Genomic DNA, 19226 nt, shown 5'->3' on the forward strand with positions numbered 1-19226 from the left:
CATAAGGTACTCGTGTATTTTCTGTTGGGTCTTGTGGGTTCACAATGCTTGGTGGCACATAACCTTTTGTTTTGTCCTCTGGGTCCACTGGTTTCAATGGATTGCCATCTTTATCTTTTGGTGTGTACCCTGGTACGTATGGTAACGCTGGGTTATCACTTGGCTCTTCTGGTGTCTTGTCATATGGCACATCTGGGAAATACATTCCCGGTACCTCTGGTATATATCTTCCACCTTGTGCATACACGAATGTCACAGTTTGATCTTCTTTTGTTACTTTTCCTTGTACGTTTTCTGGAGTTTTTTTCAGATAGTAGATGTATCCACGTTCTTCAAACATTCGTACACCTTTATCCAAGGCATTATAATCTGTTCCGACCTCTTGATCTCTAACTACTATCTCCGAAGCTTTTATTTCTCTACCAAATTCAGATACAAATTTTGCTTCAACTTTCCCACCTATTTTTGCTATTTCTTCACTATAAATGGCAACATTAATCACTTCATTTGGATGATTTAGTGATAATGTAAAGTCTTTTTGCCCTTTTGCATTCACATCATTTCCAACGATAAGTACATTACTTTTGACAGCTTTATCATTAATGCGTTCTTCTATTGCCGGTTCAACAGTGACTTTATAATCTCCACGATAGTTAACTTTAAATGCATAATCTCCTGAAGCATCTGTTGTTTTCGTGTCTACAAGTGTTTCCACTCCATTTTCCACTTTATATAATTTAACTGTACGATTAGCTAGCGGACTATCTTGATCTTGATAAACACCATCTTTTGCTATGTCAGCATACACTTTACCAGAAACTGTATAATCGACAACTTGAACTGATGAAGATACAGATTCTATTGCACCAACTGGTGAATTGTTTTTAATTAACCCGACAGAATTATAGGCAATTTGACCAACTTCAGCATTATCTCCTACACGTGCTGAAACATAAAACTCTTTAAATGTATTTGGAGCTAATTCCACTCCGTCATTCATCTGTAGTTTAATCATTCTAACTGAACTGAAATCACTAATTTGATCTGCTGTTTTCCAGTTAGCTGATAAATTTTCTGAAAGGTTAGCTACCGGTGCATCTGTTGAGTAATAAACAGTGTATCCTTCCACATTCGGAATAGCTTCTTTTAAGAAAACATCAAACTGTGAGCCACGGTTTACGTATTCTCCAGTTTCATTTTCAACAATTCTTCTATCTCCAATGCGTGGTAAAACTTCAATTAAAGACACATTTCTTTCTATTTTACTTCTTGAACGGTTAAACAACTGTAAACGATAACTAATATCTGAATCTTTATCTACTTTCGTATCCAAGTGATAATTGCTCTCTTCACTTGCTTTAACTGATTTTGTAACGACTAATTCTTCTGGAGTATTGTAAATAATATCTCGAGAAATAAAATGGATTTTGTCTGTTATTGATCCATTTCTATTTAAATCGAATGTATCAGTAGAAGGGTATCCTCCCTGTACAACCTCTGATTGATCCCACGTTAACGCAACTCCCATTGCGTATTTACCTGGTTGCATAGACAAAGTCGCTTTTAATTTAGTATATATTGTATAAGAAGTGGAACTATATTTATTACCTTCAGATAGATGATAATCAAAAATATAAGCAGTTTGTCCTGTTCCTTGATAATTTGGAATAACTTCACTTGGTTTATTAGCAATTTTAAAAGTGTCCTCTGTTGTTTCTATAGATATAGGCTCAAGACCCTCTGGTACTAACATGATATATTGACCTGTAAGCGTGGTACGATCAACTAAGAGATTGCTCAGAGTGAAGTAAGATTCATTGAATAGCTCATTTCCAGAAAAAAGTGTTGCCGTCCCACTATTGCCGTACATATCAAATTTAACTGGTACAACGCTCATCTGATATGCTTTTGAAATAGTAGCTGAAGCCCCATTTTCATCAGTCGTTACATACATTCCTGCTTTATTCCATAACTCAACACTTTTTTGCACATTATCTGGATAAAGATTTTCAACTTCTCGTAGTTTCTCTGCTACCATTTGTTTTGAAGGTACTGTTGAATAATCAAATGCAATATGTATGTTTTTAAACTCATCTGAAGTAATGGTGTCATTAAAAATCAATTTGAATCCTGTATACTTTTTACTAGCTACTGGTGTATACGTACCACCGTTTCCGTCAGTTTCTGAACGGACTAGTGGGACATTTTGTGCAATAACTTCCTCTAATATGGTATTTCCTTGATTATCTGTGACAATACCATACAACGTATTAGATGACAGTTTTTGTATATCTTCTGAACTTAACTCTGTATACGACACAAATCTATAACTAGAAAGATAGACATCATTTGCTGTAATCTCTCTTTGTTCTTTAACAGTGGTTGAAAAATCGCGTTCACTGACTATACTAGAAATATAGTCTCGCAAATTGTCAAGCACAATATTAATTTTTTTTTCACTTTTTTTATCTTTTTATTTTCTTTTTTGTTTTCATATACTTTTTCATCATTTTCACCCTCTTTTTTTTGGAGATTTTCTCTTTTTGGGGCGAAAAATGAAAAAAAGTCCATAAAACATCGTGACTTCATTTATCACTTTTAAAAAATAAGCGAAATAAAGCCCTCTTTATTTTTTATGGATTTCTCGGGATTCTCTATTCGTTATACACCTCAAATCGACTCTTATAGCCAAATAGTTTACATGGTCTATGGTTAATCAAATACACTGCTTCTTGGAGTTGTTCTTCCGTAATGTGTTCAAATGACATTTTCTTAGGGAAAAATTCTCTAAGCAACCCATTCGCATATTCATTAGTTCCACGTTGCCAACTCTTAAAGCTATCTGCAAAATAGAAATCAATCTGTAATGTTTTTTCTACATCTTCAAACTTCGCAAATTCCACACCGTTATCACTCGTAATGGTTAAACATCTCTCCTTACAAAGCAATCGACATAACCCATGTTTCACTTGTTCAGACGTTCTATCTTCTACTAGTGTAGCCAGTAGGTATCGGCTTTTCCTATCTACTGCCGTTACTATACAACGCTTAGAGACTCTTGAGGACAACACCGTATCCACTTCCCAATCTCCTATTCGTTCTCTACGCTGAACAACTTTAGGTCTATCGTGAATCGTTTTTCCACGTTGCCAACGAAACAAACTCGCTTTTTTATAAACTTTTCCTTTTCTGCGTAGATATATTTTTTCCCCATTTAATAACAGTTTCTTCTTATGCCAACGATACATTGTTTTCATGCACACCCTATTGTCCATCTTTTGTTTTAACATGTATCCAGATATTTCTTCAAAACTCCATGATTTCATCATCTTTTCTTCGATGAATGTTTTTATTTCAGGTGTTAGTTTTAACGGTGTTTTGGCTTTTTTCCGACGTTCTGTTGCTTTGGCATGGGCTGTTCTTGCCTCATACACACCCTCAACACTATTTCTCTTGATTTCATGCCAAATGGTGAAATAAGGTCTTTTCATCAATTCAGCTATGTCACGTATCGTTTTTCCTTTATTTAAAAACATATCTATACTTAAACGTTCCTCATACGTGATATGCTTTTTCACCCCATATACTATACCCCCTTTTATACATTGTCTATGTATTGGTATACTACAATTATAAAGACAACAAAATTATAATTCAAATACTTGTTATCTTATATTTTTGCCCACTCTACACAAAATAATCCTCGTTTAATAGCCGTTTGCACTTTACGTATGGTTAACTCAGAGTGTTTTAATTCTGAAAAGCGTTGTACAATCGCATAAGTTGATAAACCCGAATGGTATAACCCACTAATGATGTAAAAATCCCATTCATCAAGACATGAACTTTCCATAAATTCTTCTCTGGATTGTTTATAATATAATGCCGTAGCCACTCTTGCGTCATACACGCCTGCTACACTATATTTACTCACTTCTGATTGTACTTTGTATGTACTGATACCTACTGTTCTTGCAATTTCTTCATAATTCTTCCCTTCTCGCAATAAACATTCAATTCGGTATTTATCCTCATACGTTAATTGCTTTGTTACATTATCGTCCATAAATAGCTTACCTCTTTCTTTTCATTACTTCATTATAAAAAGGCTATCTCCCACGATAGCCTTGTTGTTTATCTCTTGTCTGTTAACTCTTGTAATAGTGGCATAGGGTCAACATAATCTGCCCATAACGTTTGTGACACTCCAAAGTGAAGATGTGTACCTGTTGAATACCCACTTGAGCCAATGACACCAATGTGTTGTCCTTGCTCAACCTGTTCATCTTGAGTAACCATAATCACAGATAAGTGGAAATAATACGTGTAAAGAGTCCCATGCTCCACAATAACCGTTAAGCCTGTATCGTCACGATACCCACTATACACCACTTTTCCCTGTGCTGCCACTTTGATTGGAGCACGCTCTTGCCCGTTGACCATGTCAATACCACGATGCACACTCTCATATCTTCTGCCGTCTTGTAACGTTAACTCTCTGTGTTCACCAAAATAACTCGTTACTGTCGGATTGTCTAATGGCAAACTCAATCCTGTATGTGTTTGTAGCGAATGACGAGTCAAATAGGGTTGAACAAGCAACACATAAAACATATTGCCATAATCATACCGATACGCATACCCTTTTTGTGTGCTTATCGCATTCACATAGTCTACCTTTTTCCCATTTGATTGGGCATGACTAAACTGCTCAGCTAACTCAAACGACCACGGACGATTACCCACATAATCAATGAACCCTCCACCATAGTTGTATGCTTGAACAACCGTCCATATATCTGTTTGGTATCCTTTTGCTTTGTCTAACATGGTTTTAAAATGGATAACCCCTTGCTTAATACTATCATCAGGAGTAGTGATATTGCCTATCTTTCCGTCAATGCTCTCACTGGATTGCATAGGATCTACCCCCTCGCCCTTACTTTCTACTTCCATAATCGCCAACAAATACGGCACATACTCACCTATCCCCTGTTCTTTGGCATAATGTGTCAGTGTGTCTTGATACATCAGCACTTTAGGTGATAAGGTATTGCTTTTTACCTGTATGCCTGTAAAGCCTTGTCCAGCCCCTACTAATAACATGACCACACAGAATACACAAAATGGCAAACACCCCAAACACCCTATCCCTCTTTTCATCATCGTTTACTCTCTCTTAATTTTCTCAGTTCTTCTTCAAAATCCGTATGTCCTACCTTATTGATGTACTGACGATAATTTTTTTGACGCATAAAACGTTGACGCAACGAATTATTTTTCGCCTGTACACTATTGTCTTGATAGACACGCTTATCCTCATGATACGTTTCTTTATTGGTATGATACACATGCTTATTCTCTTGGCGTTCATCACGATAGACAGTGACAGAATACCTATCTCTATGCATGCCGTCAAACATCTTATTCTCACCACTTTCTTCTCTTGTGGTGGTAGCTTTATCACGATTATTTCCTTTCATCTCACGTACGATATGGTTTAAAAACTCATCATTATAGGGGTTATTGTCGCTATATCTATGTATGTTGGCATGCGTACGAGGGGCAACTGAGGCAGAGAAATTCCCAGTTGTCAATAAGCTAAACAGTTTGGTTTTATTTTTCCAACATAACACCACAAACACATATTTGACAAACGTTGCCACAAACAACACACTAGCGTCAAATGTTCGTCCAGAACCAAACGCAAGTACGGCTTGGTCTAATACATTGAATACATAAAAGATAATCAATGCCAATAATGTGGCTAGTGGACTGACTGAACAGACCATAAGCATTTGAGAGATATATTTAAACAGTACGGCATTAAACCGAGGAATAAATGACACAATAGACAGCACTGGCAAACAAAAAATCATCAGCACTAAGATTAATTGTACAATCACTCTCATCATCAGAATAAGGACAATAATACCCCCTACAATAATGGCTTTAAAAACACTAATCAAGGAAATAAATACTTTATCTATGCCCTTATACGATTGAAAAAATACTTCTTTTTCTTTATCGGCTAATAATTCTTTTTCTTCAATCGCTTTTTTGACATTTTCTGTGCCTACTGGAATAAGATATTTTTCTGCCTTTTCATCATAAGTAGGCAATCCAAAATTAACCGTCATAAAACTATCCATAATCAAATGCTCAAACATAAAATCACGTAAAATCTCAATACTGTCTTTATCTTGATTATCTTCTCTTTGAGCATGTAATGGCGACACAACACCTTTGACAATTTCAGTTTCAATGGCATGCACAACGGTTTGTACATTTGTGAGGAGTTCTGCTCCTTTATGATAAAACCCAATATTTAAAGCTAACACACTCAAAAAAACCAAGGCAAAACGATTGGCAGATTTGACAGATACCACTAAATACTGAAAAAAATAATACATTCCCCCTATAAACACAATCGGGATAACAAACGTTTCAAATAGTCTATGATATAACCCTGTCGCCACAGAAAAAGCAATGGGAGAACCAATAGACACAATATCAATTTGACGAATCAAAGACAATAAAAAATCCATGGCTTGATACAACAACTTGGTCAACCCAAAAAAGAGGTTACATACCCATAACGTCATATTTTCAATAATCTTATCTGCTCTTCCCCACATGGAATCTCTATTCATGTGTACCACAAAACTTTCTAACATGTACGTTGCTCTCATGTGTACACCCCCTACACAAATTGCTGTTCTAATTCTGATAACTCTGTCTTATCAACTGTCTTAAACAATTCTGCTACTTCCTCAAATGGACAATGTATACTTATCTTTTGACACCGTCCAAAGTGGTCTAAATACAAACACTGTCCTTTAATAAACTGACTAAGATAGGTTTTATGCTGTTCCGTCACTGGAAGCCTAAGGTACTTCAAAATCTCCTCACGCTCGCTTGGTTCATCAAAGGCAAAAAACGTGCCAAAATTTCCCTTGTCATCTTCTGAAAAATCTTTAACCGATTGAGTGCCTAATATCAATGCGTTGTTGAAACTCCGTCCTATGCGTTTCATCTCACGCATAATGGCTTGCCCAATAGCCGTTGAAAAATAAACCCACGCTTCATCAACATACGTTACCGTAAAATCTTCAGGATTAGACCCAAATACTTTAGAAAAATACCCTAAGGCATACATCACCAACATGCTGTAGTCTTGACTTGGCGTATAATCACTTTTTGGGGTATTTATATCTGGTAAATCTAAACGTTTCAAGCCTAGAATTGTATTTTTTGTGTCCACACTCAACGGCTGACTCTGCTCATTGCCAAATACTAACATGAGTATACTATGCTTTACTTTTTCAAAAATGGTTAGTCCACATGCATGCACCACTTTATCCTCACAAGCCATTAAACGTTCCACAACATTCATTAAGCCTACTTTTTTCCCTTTTTCACGTTCTTTAATCACCTCATTTAAATATTGTGAGAGATACACTTGTTGAATATCACGTTCTTTGAACGGATATAATGTATAAAAAATCGTTTCAGCCATGCCTTTTGCTTCTGCTCCCTCAAGACATAAAATAGGGTCTAACACACCATGATACGTGACATCATCAGCGTCTAACGTCACAAATGTAAAATTCTCACGAAGATGTTGCACAAGATACGGATAGTTTTGTTGGATAGTCGGATTGTTGATGACCTCTAAATAACGGTATTTCTTTTCATTTTTCACATCAATGTACACTGATTTAGTGAAAAAAGACAAATAAAAATGAATCAAATTAATAAGGAATGATTTGCCTTTCCCGGTTTCTCCAGTCACCACAATATGTGGACTGTCCGTTTTAGCCCCCTTGACTCCCTTATTGACGATAGTTGGGTTAAATAATACAAGATTATGTGACGAATAAATCGCTTTTTCTAAACTTTCTGGTGCCCCCACATTCGTATCTACTCGTCCAATATAAAACCCTGTTCGCATGCCTATACGATTATTGGAAAATAAAGCATGTTCACAAAATCCTTTCACAGTAGACACATGATACCAAAGTACCCCTTGCTTTTTAAGATGTCCTAAAAAGCCTTTCATAAACAAACCGTACTGGTCAATCAATCCTCGCACAAAATAAAGGTGTTGTTTATTCATATATCCGATGACCTCTTGAATACGTTTGGATAACTCATCTTCTGTTCGTCCATAAACGGCTACAGTGGCTGTCCAGCTTACAAAAGAATCACTCTCAGCTTCCACTCTATTCAACACATCATCAATAATATCGCCAGTCTTGACTTTTTCCCTCGAAATCTCGCCGTTCTTTTCGTAATTTTCACTCACAATATTGTTTAATCGGTCTTTTGAATGTTCTGCTTTTCGTTTAATGCCCCCAAATACCCCATTGACTGCTTCATGAAACACTTGATAATATAATTCCACTGGAAAATCAAAGCGTGTCACTAATTCTGATAAATCATTCCCTGTCAAAATATCGTCCGTACTCGCCAAAGGCAAGAACGCAACATAACTTTCTCCGTTACAATTCCCTAAATGCACTTGCCCTAACGTTGAAAAATCCAATACTCCCTCACACACTTGAGCAATATGTTCATGCACACGTTCATCTTCAATTGTATGTGGCATATTCCGAATAAAATTCATTCTCGTTAAATAATACATCTCCTCTTGAGATAAACGAGACACATTCAACTCAGATAAATCGCTATAGGCTTGGTGTTCCAATTCCTCATAAGCCTCGTGCCAATTCTCTTGTTTAATCGTATACCCAAAAAACGCACTAATGCTTTTTATCCATTCTCTGCCCACCTGTTTAGCCCCTGTCTCTTTGACTAAAAGAGGGGTTAAGGGCAATCCAATATACCACTCATACACATACGCACGCCCCATTTCCTGATGAACCATGTCTAGCACCCTTTGACAATAGGTATCTACAATATCTTGGGTGTGATGTGGCATTAGGTTAACAACATGTTGGAATCTTTCTTCAAGCGTCATATCTCTTGGCAACAACCGAATGTCTATTGCACCATAATGAAGTAACCTATCAATGACGTGCTTGTTTTTCTGATTAAGCGTTTGTCTAGCAAGCGTATCAATCGTAGAGATAAACTCAGAAGATACTTTATAATACGCACACACCTTGTCATCTTCCGTTAACACAAGGTTACCATAAATGGCTTTAATCGGATAAGGTTTCTTTTTCATCTGGTTCTCCTTTCTTAAATACAATAACCTGTTCTACATCAACTAGCCTATGGGTAATGGTTCGCTTGCCATGACGAAACCCAAATGTACACTGAAAACAGATAAGGTGATACAGGTATGCCCCTAAGGCTCGACCGTCTTTTTTGACATCTAACAACAGTTTGGTTAAGAGGAACGGTATGCCCACATAAACCAACACATACGCCATACTCATGCCCCCTAACAGTGAAATCACAAACGAAAAGAGTGTGGCACTCACTAATGCACACACCCCAAAAACACCAAAAGCGACCAAACGTTTGGGTTTCGTAAACGAAACATCTTTATAAATTTTTTGAATTAAATACGGCACTTTCAATGCCCTTGCATAATTAAATTCCATTTAGCTCACCCCAAATAAAATTTTAAATGGTAAAGATAACATGTCAAGAAACTCTCTGGGATAACTTAAAAAGGCAAACGCAAAAGCCCCTAAAGCCAAAATCCCAATAAATCGCCCATAGCGTTTTTCTTTTATTGACAGGGTAATCAACACGGCAAGTGCAATAACAACACCCCATTTTAAATTCTCTGAAAGCCAACTCCACAATCCTTGTGTATTCATTTATTTTTCTCCTTTTCCTTAATTAATATACTGTATATCACGTATCACATATTTCCCGTCTTGGTGCGTTAACACCACGGAAAAATGTGTCTGGAACACAAAGCCACCCATATCTTTAAACCCAACTTTAACCAATGCCTGTAGCTCGCCTTGTCCATGTGTATACACATCAAGTTTTTCAATTTTAAAAAACGTCAATCGTCCGTCTAAACCAAACGGCTCACTCATCATATACTTTAACTCGTCACGATTGCCCACAACAAATTTTTTGAAAAATTGTTCTAAAAAAGCATGAACCCCTTTGACCTCTTGCGTATCCACTCTATCACTATCAGATAATTTCAGCGTTTGTACCACATGACCACTCAATGTATACTCTGGTCTTGATGTCGGGTAAGGTTCTGAAACAATCACAAACTTATCATACTCATACACAAATGGAATCGCCACATAATTACTCACTTCTGTTTGTTTTAATTCCACTGTTTTGATAACCTTATCCTGTTCCGTCTTTTCTTTTTCAACGGGTTCACTTACCACATAATGCACCCAAAAAATCGCCACATAACGCTCTTTTTCCCGTTTCAGTCCCACAAAACTATAATTCTTTTTTTCCCTTGTCGCATGTGTGAGTGGCGATTGATTAACCCCTACAGCATAAAAGGGTTTAAGTTGTTGTTCTCTTGTTTTAATGGCTTCACTATCTTTTGGAACGTTCACATAAATATCCAAAAAATCTGACATAAAAAACTGTAATGCTCTGTGATCTATATCAGACACTTTCTCAACAGCCTGTTGTTGTTCTGTCAATGTCTTGATGTCTTGTTGAAGATGCAAGACCTGTTGCGTGATCACAAGCATGCGAATAAACACACCCACAAATACAAGCACAAATCCAACACTCACCCCTCGAACAACACGCTTGGCTAACACATAATCAATGACTTTCTTGCTCCGTTCTTTAGATTTTTTATGTTTTTTTCCCCACATACCTACTCCTTTCATGCCGTATCGCCTACACACATCTCATGTCATCCTCATCTTCCTCACACGCCAACACATCTTGCGTCATAACAGCAATAATATCTTCATATTTTTTGGTTAAGGTGTTTCCTAAAAGTGTATCTCGAACAATCGTCCACCTATTTGCCTTATCTACTTCAAGGAGTGTTTTTAAACTTCGCACATAACTATTCTGAAAATACCTTAATTGCCTATCATAACTTGTCGCAGATGGCTCAATCTTTAACTCGATTTTTTTCACACCATTCATCAATTTCTCCCAAGGTTTCCACATCGTGTGTTTATCTTTTTCAAAAAATTGTAAGCGACTGAATAACACCCCTAACGTGACCTCGGACAAGTCATGTTGTTTAAGCAATTGTAGCACTATGCCTTGAGCCATATCGTCCATAAAGCGTAACTCATATCGGTTCTTAATCCTAAAATCTGACACAGGTTGCCTAAACTTTCGGGCTAATTCATAATTTTTTTGGTACATACATACTCTTAATTGAGATGAACGACTCCCAAAATACACCGTAACCCCTACTTTTTCGAACATCTCACAATCTTCTTGATATTCTAAAGAATATTTCGGCTCAATCCGTCTGAAACGTGTTGAAAATTCACGTCTTTCGATTTTATCAATGACTTCTGATAACTTAAAGTATTCTGCATAATCATCTAAAGCCAAATCAATCCGTGTGACTTTTCCTCCTTTATTCAAGGCATGCCGTAAAAACTCAAACCATGTCACATCACGTTCCACTAAATACCGTTCAAGTAATCGACATCCTTGTCCACTTAAACTTAACAAACACCCCATATCTATTCGTTCTTCTTTGCACTGCAAGATAATCAATTTATCTAGTTCATACTTAAACCCATAATTGTAACGGTTCGTTTCCGACTTTTTAAAAAATTCTGGGTTCATGTGCAACACGTTTTGAATAATATACTTTACATCAGTGATATTAAACTGAATATGTAGCCAGTCTATCATCACATCAAGTTCATACCGTTGTTGATACTGTTTTTGTAGTAAAGTCAATCTGTTCAATATGTCATCAGTCATTTGTCGATGTCCAGTTTCAATATGATGAACATACTGCCGTGTTACACCTAATTCTTTTGCCAGTTGACTGAGCGATAATCCGTATTCTCTCCTAAATTCACTTAACATGTTACCTCCACATCTTGTTGACATTTATTTTAAGACGTGTCAACTAAAATTATCCTTGATATAACAACGTTTTCCCTATATTCCTGACACGGTTTTCTTAGGTCTGACCCCCCTACTTAGTGTACGGGGGTCAGTTGTCTGTGGTGGTTTTCTCCACCACAGACCCTACTCACCCTGCCAGCCCTACCTGCCGACTTTTTGCCGTTCATGATAGAGTTTGCCTATCTCCTCAACAAAGTTAAACCCTTCAGGGACTAAAGGCGAGTAAAACTCCCTCACGTCAAATGTGCCAATAGAGGCATACCCAAATCCTTTAACCAACTTGGACATAAACGTCTTATCTGTTTCTCCAAACATCATCGTGTATCCTGTCGCACTCATTCCCCCTAAAGCAATCCTCAAACCGAACTGGTCACGTAATTTCGTATCTAAATCTTGCCCATCTGGGCGTTGCATGCCCAAAATGACAAAAAAACCTAATTGTCGCCCTAACAAAATAATCTGATTTAACCATTTATCCACACTTGTTCGTTCTTTGTAGTCAAGTGAACCAATAAAGGCAGAATATTCATCAAAAACTAAAATAACAGGGTTAAGCCCTACATCTGAATAAATCAATCCTGTTTGTTTATTCGCTAATCGGTCAAATTCCTCTTGCCTGTCTAACATGGCTGCATAAAATAATTTAATACTTACCAATATATCCTCTGTTTTACAGGACACAAGATTTTCTAAAGACGGTATCGTTTTTAAATAAGATAGGTCGGTTTTCTTAGGGTCAAGAATAACCACATCTGCCCCAATTTTCAAAAATGAGTATAACAAAGATAATATCATAAAGGTTTTCCCTGAACCTGTTCCCCCAACCACTAAACAATGTGGAATAGAGGCATAGCGCCAATACAGATTTTTAGTTAATTGGATACGTTGTGTGGTCGGCATAATATCTGTCACTAGAATTCTCGATTTTTCCGGAGCATACAACATCTTATAGGTCATATAGCCCTCTTCACTCACATACTCGTACGTGTCTGCATATAAGGCAATGGCTAATTCTTCCATAAATTTTGGCATGTGTGACTGCCATTTGGCAAAATCGGTTTGAACAGATACACGAATAAATGACCCATCCACTTTATAATATATTTTTGGGTATTGAATAATACGCTCCGTATCCTTACCAGTCAATATATCTTTACTTTTTTGGGTGATGTACATGTTGTCATGATATATCCTTTTGGCAATCATTTGCCTATTTTTACAGTGCCGTAACATCGTAAACAGAAACGACCGTTCACTACGTAAATACATAAAAAAAAGGCATGCCACAACAAACGGAATAAGCAAGATAATCAATCGACTATCTTGCCAGTTCCCATGCATGATATCACTATACGCTCCTGTTTGATAAATCAAAACATACCCTAAATACCCCGACAGGACAATAAACGGCATAAAATAGAGCATACACAAATACAACAGATTAAATCGCTCACCTAAATGGATACGTGTGCCTCTATGTTTATAATGCTTACCTATCATTTCACATCTCCCAAATGATGACCAATCGCAACCATACGCTTTTGAGCAGCGTTTCGTTGCTCATTTGCGCTATAATATCCTCGCAAACATTCTTGGAACACTTCAACTTCATAGCGTGCCAACTTCATAGCTTCCTCTGATTTAAGCAAAGCATTTAATTGTCCTGCCAACGCATATGCCTCGTCAAATCGGTAACTCGTTAATACTTCTGATAATTCTGATGCCACTTTCTTTAATTGTCCTAAAATATTCATGTATTCATTCTCCTTTTTTATGCTTTATTGTCTTGTTTGACTTGAGTATTCTCTTGTTTAACTTGAGTGTTCTCTTGTTTTGCTTTTTGAGAAATAGGGATAACATTATCAACCGTCACGCTAAACCCTGTATTCACTCGATTACTATTCACATCTAAAATCGCAAAGGGTTCTAATTTTGGGTTAATTAATTCAACTTCTTGCCCAATGTCAATTGTCAATAGGTCACTTTGCTTCTCAAGTGACACATTAACAATAAAATCAACCCCACTTACTTCATCAATAATCTGATAACGATAGTCTTTGACTTCTCCAGCTAGCTCATGCGTTTGTGGATAATTACGGTACGAATTAAACCCCAAAAAGACCAATTTTCCAAATGTTTTATGGTAATTGATTTTATAATTTTCAAAATCAATAAACGTTCCTGCCATTATTCTCTCTTGTTCTCTCGACAACTGTCTCACGTCAATTAATTCATGTGTTTGTCTCATCGTTCCTTTTGATTTTTCGATAGTTTCTCGTTCTTGTCTTAGTCGATTAAATTTATCTAACGGTGTTTTAACTGTATTTTCCATACTTTACCCCTTTCTTATTTCACTTTATGACTTTTTTTAATATCATCAGCATAAATCACGGCATTAGGCACAACATTATCGCCAATCCGTTGAAACCCAACATGAACAACTGGATTAACCACCTCTACTACTGTATTCATAGGCAAATCAATAGGCGTCACATGCTTTGTGTTGATAATAATATCTTTACCTAGACCACTATACGAGATTAATTTATAGCGAATGCCAACAACTACTGGTTCACGTTTCCCTTGAACCCTCTCTGTTAATTCCACATATTGTCCAAAATATCTTAGTATACCTAATTCATTTTCAATACTTACTACATTTAATGCCATATCTTTTTACTCCTTTTTTCTATTTTGAATTAATATCTTCTCAAGGGGACTAGTCCCCTTGAACCCCTTTAGCCTCCAGCCTCAGCCAAGCAGATAGTGCCATGTTCTAGGCGTGTGTTTGGACTAGGACAAACTCAACTCCTTATGCTCCTTACAGTCCGCTACCGTTGACTTTCCCCTTTTTTCGCGTTGGTGCGTTGTCGCCGACAACTCAAGCCAAGACGTTTTCGTAGGTTAGCGTGTTGTCGCAAAACCAGTGTAACGCGAAAAATCGTCCTTTTTAGACTCCTCTATACATAAAGAGTGTCATGTCATGCTCTCCATAAACTCATTAAACATCGGAATATCTCCGAGCATATCATAGGCTTCTGCTTGATTCATCATGCCTTCTTCAATACAGTCATTTATGATTCTCCTCATGTGCCAACACAATTCTTCATACGTCCCATTTTCGAGAATATAATCTCCATGATGTGTCATACTGTATGTTTTCTCTCCATGTTTATGGTATTCAATCTCAATTTCATAACGTGGCATGTTTAATGCACTCCTTTATACTATTTTTTATGTAAACTAAAAAGAGTTAGCACATTCCTCTAACTCTCTCACTATGTTAGTGTTTATGCGTTTTGTTTTTGGTGTAGTATCCATGCTCCACCTAAAACAGAAACAAAACCAATCAACGTAAACAGCACACTATCCTCACTTCCTGTATACAACAATACCGGTTGTCTAACCGTAAAGGATTGATTCTCATCTGTATTGTCTACATGTTCACTGATAAGGTGTCCTTTTTCCACTGTTCCATTGTGTTCAATGACTTCAAATACTTGTTCCATAATGGTATACTTGCCTGCAGGTAACTTACTTGTATCAATCTTGTCTAGTCTTACGCTCACTTCTCCGTTGCCGTCTAGTTCCAAGAGTTGTTCGACTTGTTCGCCAACAACCTCATCAGTACCGTATTTAACCACCCATGTCCTTACTAGGACTTTCCCATGTTTAAAGTCTGTATACGTTAATGTGTCTACAAGTTCCTTATGTTCACCTACGGTCATGTCTTTTGTGCCACCAATTTTGGCAAACGTGTTGATTTTTGGCTCTAATACTTTAACTGTTTGCTTTTTATTGGCTAAATCAAAATGGACAGCCACTCGTTCGCCTTTATGGTATAATTCTTCTCCGAATACTGTATCGCCATAATGTCCAAGAGGAACATCAAAGTAAAAGACTTCTTGATGTGTGGTATCTATTGCGATAAATGTACGTTTTTGTGTGCCTAATAATTGTCCACCACCCGTAAACATGTTGGCAACAACCTCATACTCTTGACCGATGACAAGTTGGTCAAAATCAGCAATTTCTTTAATGTGTTCATGTGTGTACACCACTTTGCCACCTGTTTCTGATGTTGCTTCTGTTGTCACTCGTGGCTCTGTGACCGTTATGGTTTGCTTTTTATTGGCTAAATCAAAATGTACGGCAACTTGTTCATCTTTACGATACAATTCCTCTCCGTACACTAAATCCCCTATATAGCCTTTAGGCACAGAAAATTCAAATGTTTCTGTGTGTGTTGTCTCTTTTGCCACAAACTCACGTTCTTGGCGAGCGTATGCTTTCCCTGTTGTATCATATTGCGTCGCATACACGGTATACGCTTGTCCAACGACAAGATTAGTCATTGTTGCCACTTCTCTATGTGTGTCAAACACATCGCCTATTTTTCCCCCACTAAGTGTAGTCGCTTCTGTCACAATTGTGGGGATTGGCTCATTGGTCACCTCAATTGTTTGTGTTTGACCTGGAGTTACAGTCACATCAAAACGTTGCTCATTTAAGAAATACCCTTGTTTTGCTTGAGTTTCTTTGATATAGAAAGGTTTGGTTGTATCCTCAATAGTAAATACGAATTCTCCTTTATCATTCGTCACCCCTTTAGTTATTAAGGTATCCGTATCATCAAACATACCAAACTCTACACCGTCCAATACATGACCACTAGACGCATCTGTTTTAATCACTTTAACGTGTCCATTTTTGACAACATCAAGGGTGATAGTTGCACTTTGTGGGTCTTTAATACGTAATTTCGCAACAGTTTGGCTACCGTCAGCACGATAAATAATTGACGGTCCATGAATTCCAGTATTAATAGGTTGCTCAAAGTATAATTCTCCATTTTCAGCATGTTCAGTAGCTGTTACTGTCAATTGATTTCCATTTAAAGTAGTTGTAAACCCATTAATTTCATTAGGGATAACAAGATTTTGAACCACATTATACTCATCTGTCAACGTGATACTCTCGCCGACTTTAACCGTAAAGGATTGTCCATTCCAAGAGGTTGTTTGTTTATGGGTATTCACTTTATCCATTACATCAGCCTTAAACGCTTGGTATTGTTCCATTGTGACACCGTCACGTGCTTCTTGAATAGACCACCCCAACAACTCATATACAACTGCATTCGTCAGATGTACATTGAGATGAGATTGTTGCACAAAATACCCGTAATAGTAAACTAATGCAATTTTTCGTCGTAACTCTCCATCAATAGAATATCGACGCCCACTTGATGACGCTAATTCCTCAACATCATCAAATTCTTTCCCCGTATATCCAACTTCATGAGCGTACGTGGTTGGGTCTAAACAGATAACCACTTCACCGTTTATTGTTAAAATTACTGCCCCTTTATACCATGTGTTTTGTGTTGCCTGTGGATGCCTAAACTCGAAATAAGGTTGCACACTGGATTCTATTTTTTGTAGTGTTGCACTGTCTGCAAAGACAACCTTTGGACTTTTTTGAAATATTATTCCGGTTAGTGTTCCGAACAGAACACCTAATATTAACGCTAATGTTTTTACTTTTTTAATCACGTTTTTGCACTTCCTTTTTGTCATTTCTTTTGTTTGTTAATTTATATCACATCGATTTTTTTATTGGTTTGGTAATACACATCTGCTGACTCAATATCAAAAATGCTATCTAATACATTTTGCACTCTATCTATATCGTCTTGTGCAATCTGATCCCAAAGTATCGCTTCCATATCTTCGTATCCGTCACAATCCATATCGTATATAATTTTAGCAATGACATCTTCGGCATTGACTCTCAATCGTTCTTTTTCTGCGATATACCACCCATAACGCTCGCAAACGTCTATGTCCTCCCATTGTTCACGCAAATCTTCGATAGGTAATACGTTACCGTTTTTTATGACGTATGCATTTTTTGGAATTTCATTTATTTTCATTTTTTACCCTCTCCTTTTCGTATTTTATTTTCCCTAAGCAAAATAAAAAGCCCTAGTAATAGGACTTTTTTTATCTTAATGCCAATCTATTGTATAAGTCACTGTACCGTCTGAATAAACAACAACATCTATCCAGTACCCTTTTTTCATTTCTCTTCGTTTACTTTCTGCCCATTTTTCAGCTTCTTCCATAGTCGCAAATTCCATGCCACTATTGCCTAGAGAACCTATACGATGCTTCTGCGTTGTCGCTTGCGTTGTTTCTACTGGTTTTTGGGTTGTTTGTACCGTTGTTGTTACGGGTGCTTGCGTGGTTTGTACGACTGCCTGTGTTTGAACTGGAGTAGGAGTTTGTGTTGAACGTTGAGTGTATGTCGGTTTGGATTGTACAACTGGTTGGCTAGTTTCATCTTGACGTGGTGCTGAATTGTGGTTCTCTTTTGCTTGTGTAGTCGCTTGTGCAAGTTGTGTTGCTTGGTGTTCTTGTTGTTTTTTCTTCACTTGCTCTTTTACCTCAGCAAGTTTTTCTTGTAGTTTTACCTTGTCTTGTTGATTTTCTATAGCATCTATTTCTTTTTCAATTTCAGCAACATTTGTATCTGCACTCACTTCTACGGCAAGCATACTTTCTACCTTACTCTCTTGAGCAATCTCACGAGATGATTTTGTCATTTGAGATTGTACGCTTAACTGTGTTGTCGCTTTGGTTGTAGTACTTTCTACTTTCACAATTTCTTGTTTTTTCCCACTCAATCCAAATACAACCACTCCACTAAATAACAACGCAACGGCAATACCACTCCCAATATGTACCTTATATTGATTAACCCACTCTTTTACTTTTTCAACATTCATCTCAACGACTCCTTTACTTTTTTTGTTTTTATTATATCGCTTTAAAATCTAATAAACAAGCCTTTTTACACTTGATTTGCCTTATATTACACCATTTATTGTATGGTTATTTAAGGTCCATCTGGTTCTTTCCAGTCGTTCACCTCCCTAAAGACAGTAAGCCACGCTAATATCTGTTCATCACTTTTACTTGTGACACTAATGTGACGCTCAGCCCCTAGCTCATCAACATAAAAGATAACCAGTTCAATGGGTGTGTTCACATCATTATCCCCAGAAAGAAGGACAATTGCTCCTGCATTCTTGAGTTTAGTATATAAATAAAAGCCTTGCCTATCCTTATTTTCTAGTAGTGTAGGGTATTCTTTAGCGTAAATTCGACCTAATTCTGTAATAATATCATCTTGCGTCT

The 19226-nt window shown here is 37.1% G+C and carries 19 protein-coding genes; all 19 read right to left on the reverse strand.

The genetic code is table 11. The features are described 5' to 3' along the window. Positions 1–2428 (reverse strand): SdrD B-like domain-containing protein (locus E4T68_RS06095; RefSeq protein ID WP_135125130.1); only part of this gene is annotated, 2428 nt, incomplete at its 3' end. A 226-nt stretch (positions 2429–2654) separates the two neighbouring features. Then, positions 2655–3578 carry an IS30 family transposase gene (locus E4T68_RS06100; protein ID WP_135125131.1) on the reverse strand — a complete coding sequence of 308 codons (924 nt, stop codon included), beginning with the start codon at positions 3576–3578 and terminating at the stop codon, positions 2655–2657. Between the two features lie 92 nt (positions 3579–3670). Continuing rightward, on the reverse strand, positions 3671–4066 hold the full coding sequence (locus tag E4T68_RS06105) for a hypothetical protein (protein ID WP_135125134.1): 396 nt from the start codon (positions 4064–4066) through the stop codon (positions 3671–3673). Positions 4067–4134: 68 nt separating this feature from the next. Continuing rightward, positions 4135–5166, reverse strand: coding sequence for a lysozyme family protein (locus E4T68_RS06110; RefSeq protein ID WP_135125136.1), 1032 nt, complete (start codon positions 5164–5166; stop codon positions 4135–4137). Continuing rightward, the gene (locus E4T68_RS06115) at positions 5163–6692 is read right to left on the reverse strand and encodes a hypothetical protein (protein ID WP_135125138.1); all 1530 of its coding nucleotides are present in this window, start codon (positions 6690–6692) and stop codon (positions 5163–5165) included. Before E4T68_RS06115 ends, E4T68_RS06110 begins: the two co-directional genes overlap by 4 nt. 11 nt (positions 6693–6703) lie before the next feature. Continuing rightward, entirely contained in the window at positions 6704–9193 is a 2490-nt protein-coding gene (locus E4T68_RS06120; RefSeq protein ID WP_135125140.1) for an ATP-binding protein, read from the reverse strand. Further along, a complete protein-coding gene (locus E4T68_RS06125; protein ID WP_135125142.1) occupies positions 9168–9575 on the reverse strand; it encodes a TcpE family conjugal transfer membrane protein in 408 nt (135 codons plus the stop codon). The genes E4T68_RS06120 and E4T68_RS06125 overlap by 26 nt, the downstream gene beginning before the upstream one ends. Continuing rightward, positions 9576–9797, reverse strand: a complete 222-nt coding sequence (locus tag E4T68_RS06130; RefSeq protein ID WP_135125145.1) for a TcpD family membrane protein — start codon at positions 9795–9797, stop codon at positions 9576–9578. An 18-nt stretch (positions 9798–9815) separates the two neighbouring features. Further along, positions 9816–10802 (reverse strand): conjugal transfer protein, encoded by a 987-nt coding sequence (locus tag E4T68_RS06135; protein WP_135125148.1) that lies wholly within the window; start codon positions 10800–10802, stop codon positions 9816–9818. Between the two features lie 10 nt (positions 10803–10812). Then, positions 10813–11982, reverse strand: a complete 1170-nt coding sequence (locus E4T68_RS06140) for a replication initiation factor domain-containing protein (protein ID WP_167753843.1) — start codon at positions 11980–11982, stop codon at positions 10813–10815. Positions 11983–12165: 183 nt separating this feature from the next. After that, on the reverse strand, positions 12166–13524 hold the full coding sequence (locus tag E4T68_RS06145) for an FtsK/SpoIIIE domain-containing protein (protein ID WP_135125153.1): 1359 nt from the start codon (positions 13522–13524) through the stop codon (positions 12166–12168). Further along, entirely contained in the window at positions 13521–13778 is a 258-nt protein-coding gene (locus E4T68_RS06150; protein WP_135125155.1) for a hypothetical protein, read from the reverse strand. The genes E4T68_RS06145 and E4T68_RS06150 overlap by 4 nt, the downstream gene beginning before the upstream one ends. Before the next feature lie 17 nt (positions 13779–13795). Beyond that, the gene (locus tag E4T68_RS06155; RefSeq protein WP_135125158.1) at positions 13796–14356 is read right to left on the reverse strand and encodes a DUF961 family protein; all 561 of its coding nucleotides are present in this window, start codon (positions 14354–14356) and stop codon (positions 13796–13798) included. A 14-nt stretch (positions 14357–14370) separates the two neighbouring features. Beyond that, entirely contained in the window at positions 14371–14694 is a 324-nt protein-coding gene (locus E4T68_RS06160) for a DUF961 family protein (RefSeq protein ID WP_135125161.1), read from the reverse strand. 306 nt (positions 14695–15000) lie between these two features. Then, on the reverse strand, positions 15001–15231 hold the full coding sequence (locus E4T68_RS06165; RefSeq protein ID WP_135125163.1) for a hypothetical protein: 231 nt from the start codon (positions 15229–15231) through the stop codon (positions 15001–15003). Positions 15232–15314: 83 nt separating this feature from the next. Beyond that, complete coding sequence (locus E4T68_RS06170; protein ID WP_135125166.1) at positions 15315–17579, reverse strand: SpaA isopeptide-forming pilin-related protein; 2265 nt, start codon at positions 17577–17579, stop codon at positions 15315–15317. 41 nt (positions 17580–17620) lie between these two features. Then, a complete protein-coding gene (locus E4T68_RS06175; RefSeq protein WP_245175687.1) occupies positions 17621–17890 on the reverse strand; it encodes a hypothetical protein in 270 nt (89 codons plus the stop codon). Between the two features lie 144 nt (positions 17891–18034). Then, positions 18035–18814, reverse strand: a complete 780-nt coding sequence (locus E4T68_RS06180) for a hypothetical protein (RefSeq protein WP_135125171.1) — start codon at positions 18812–18814, stop codon at positions 18035–18037. Positions 18815–18924: 110 nt separating this feature from the next. Next, a partial coding sequence (locus E4T68_RS09320; RefSeq protein ID WP_167753844.1) for a hypothetical protein occupies positions 18925–19226 on the reverse strand: 302 nt, incomplete at its 5' end.

Source organism: Granulicatella sp. WM01, assembly GCF_004570605.1.
GTDB lineage: Bacteria > Bacillota > Bacilli > Lactobacillales > Aerococcaceae > WM01.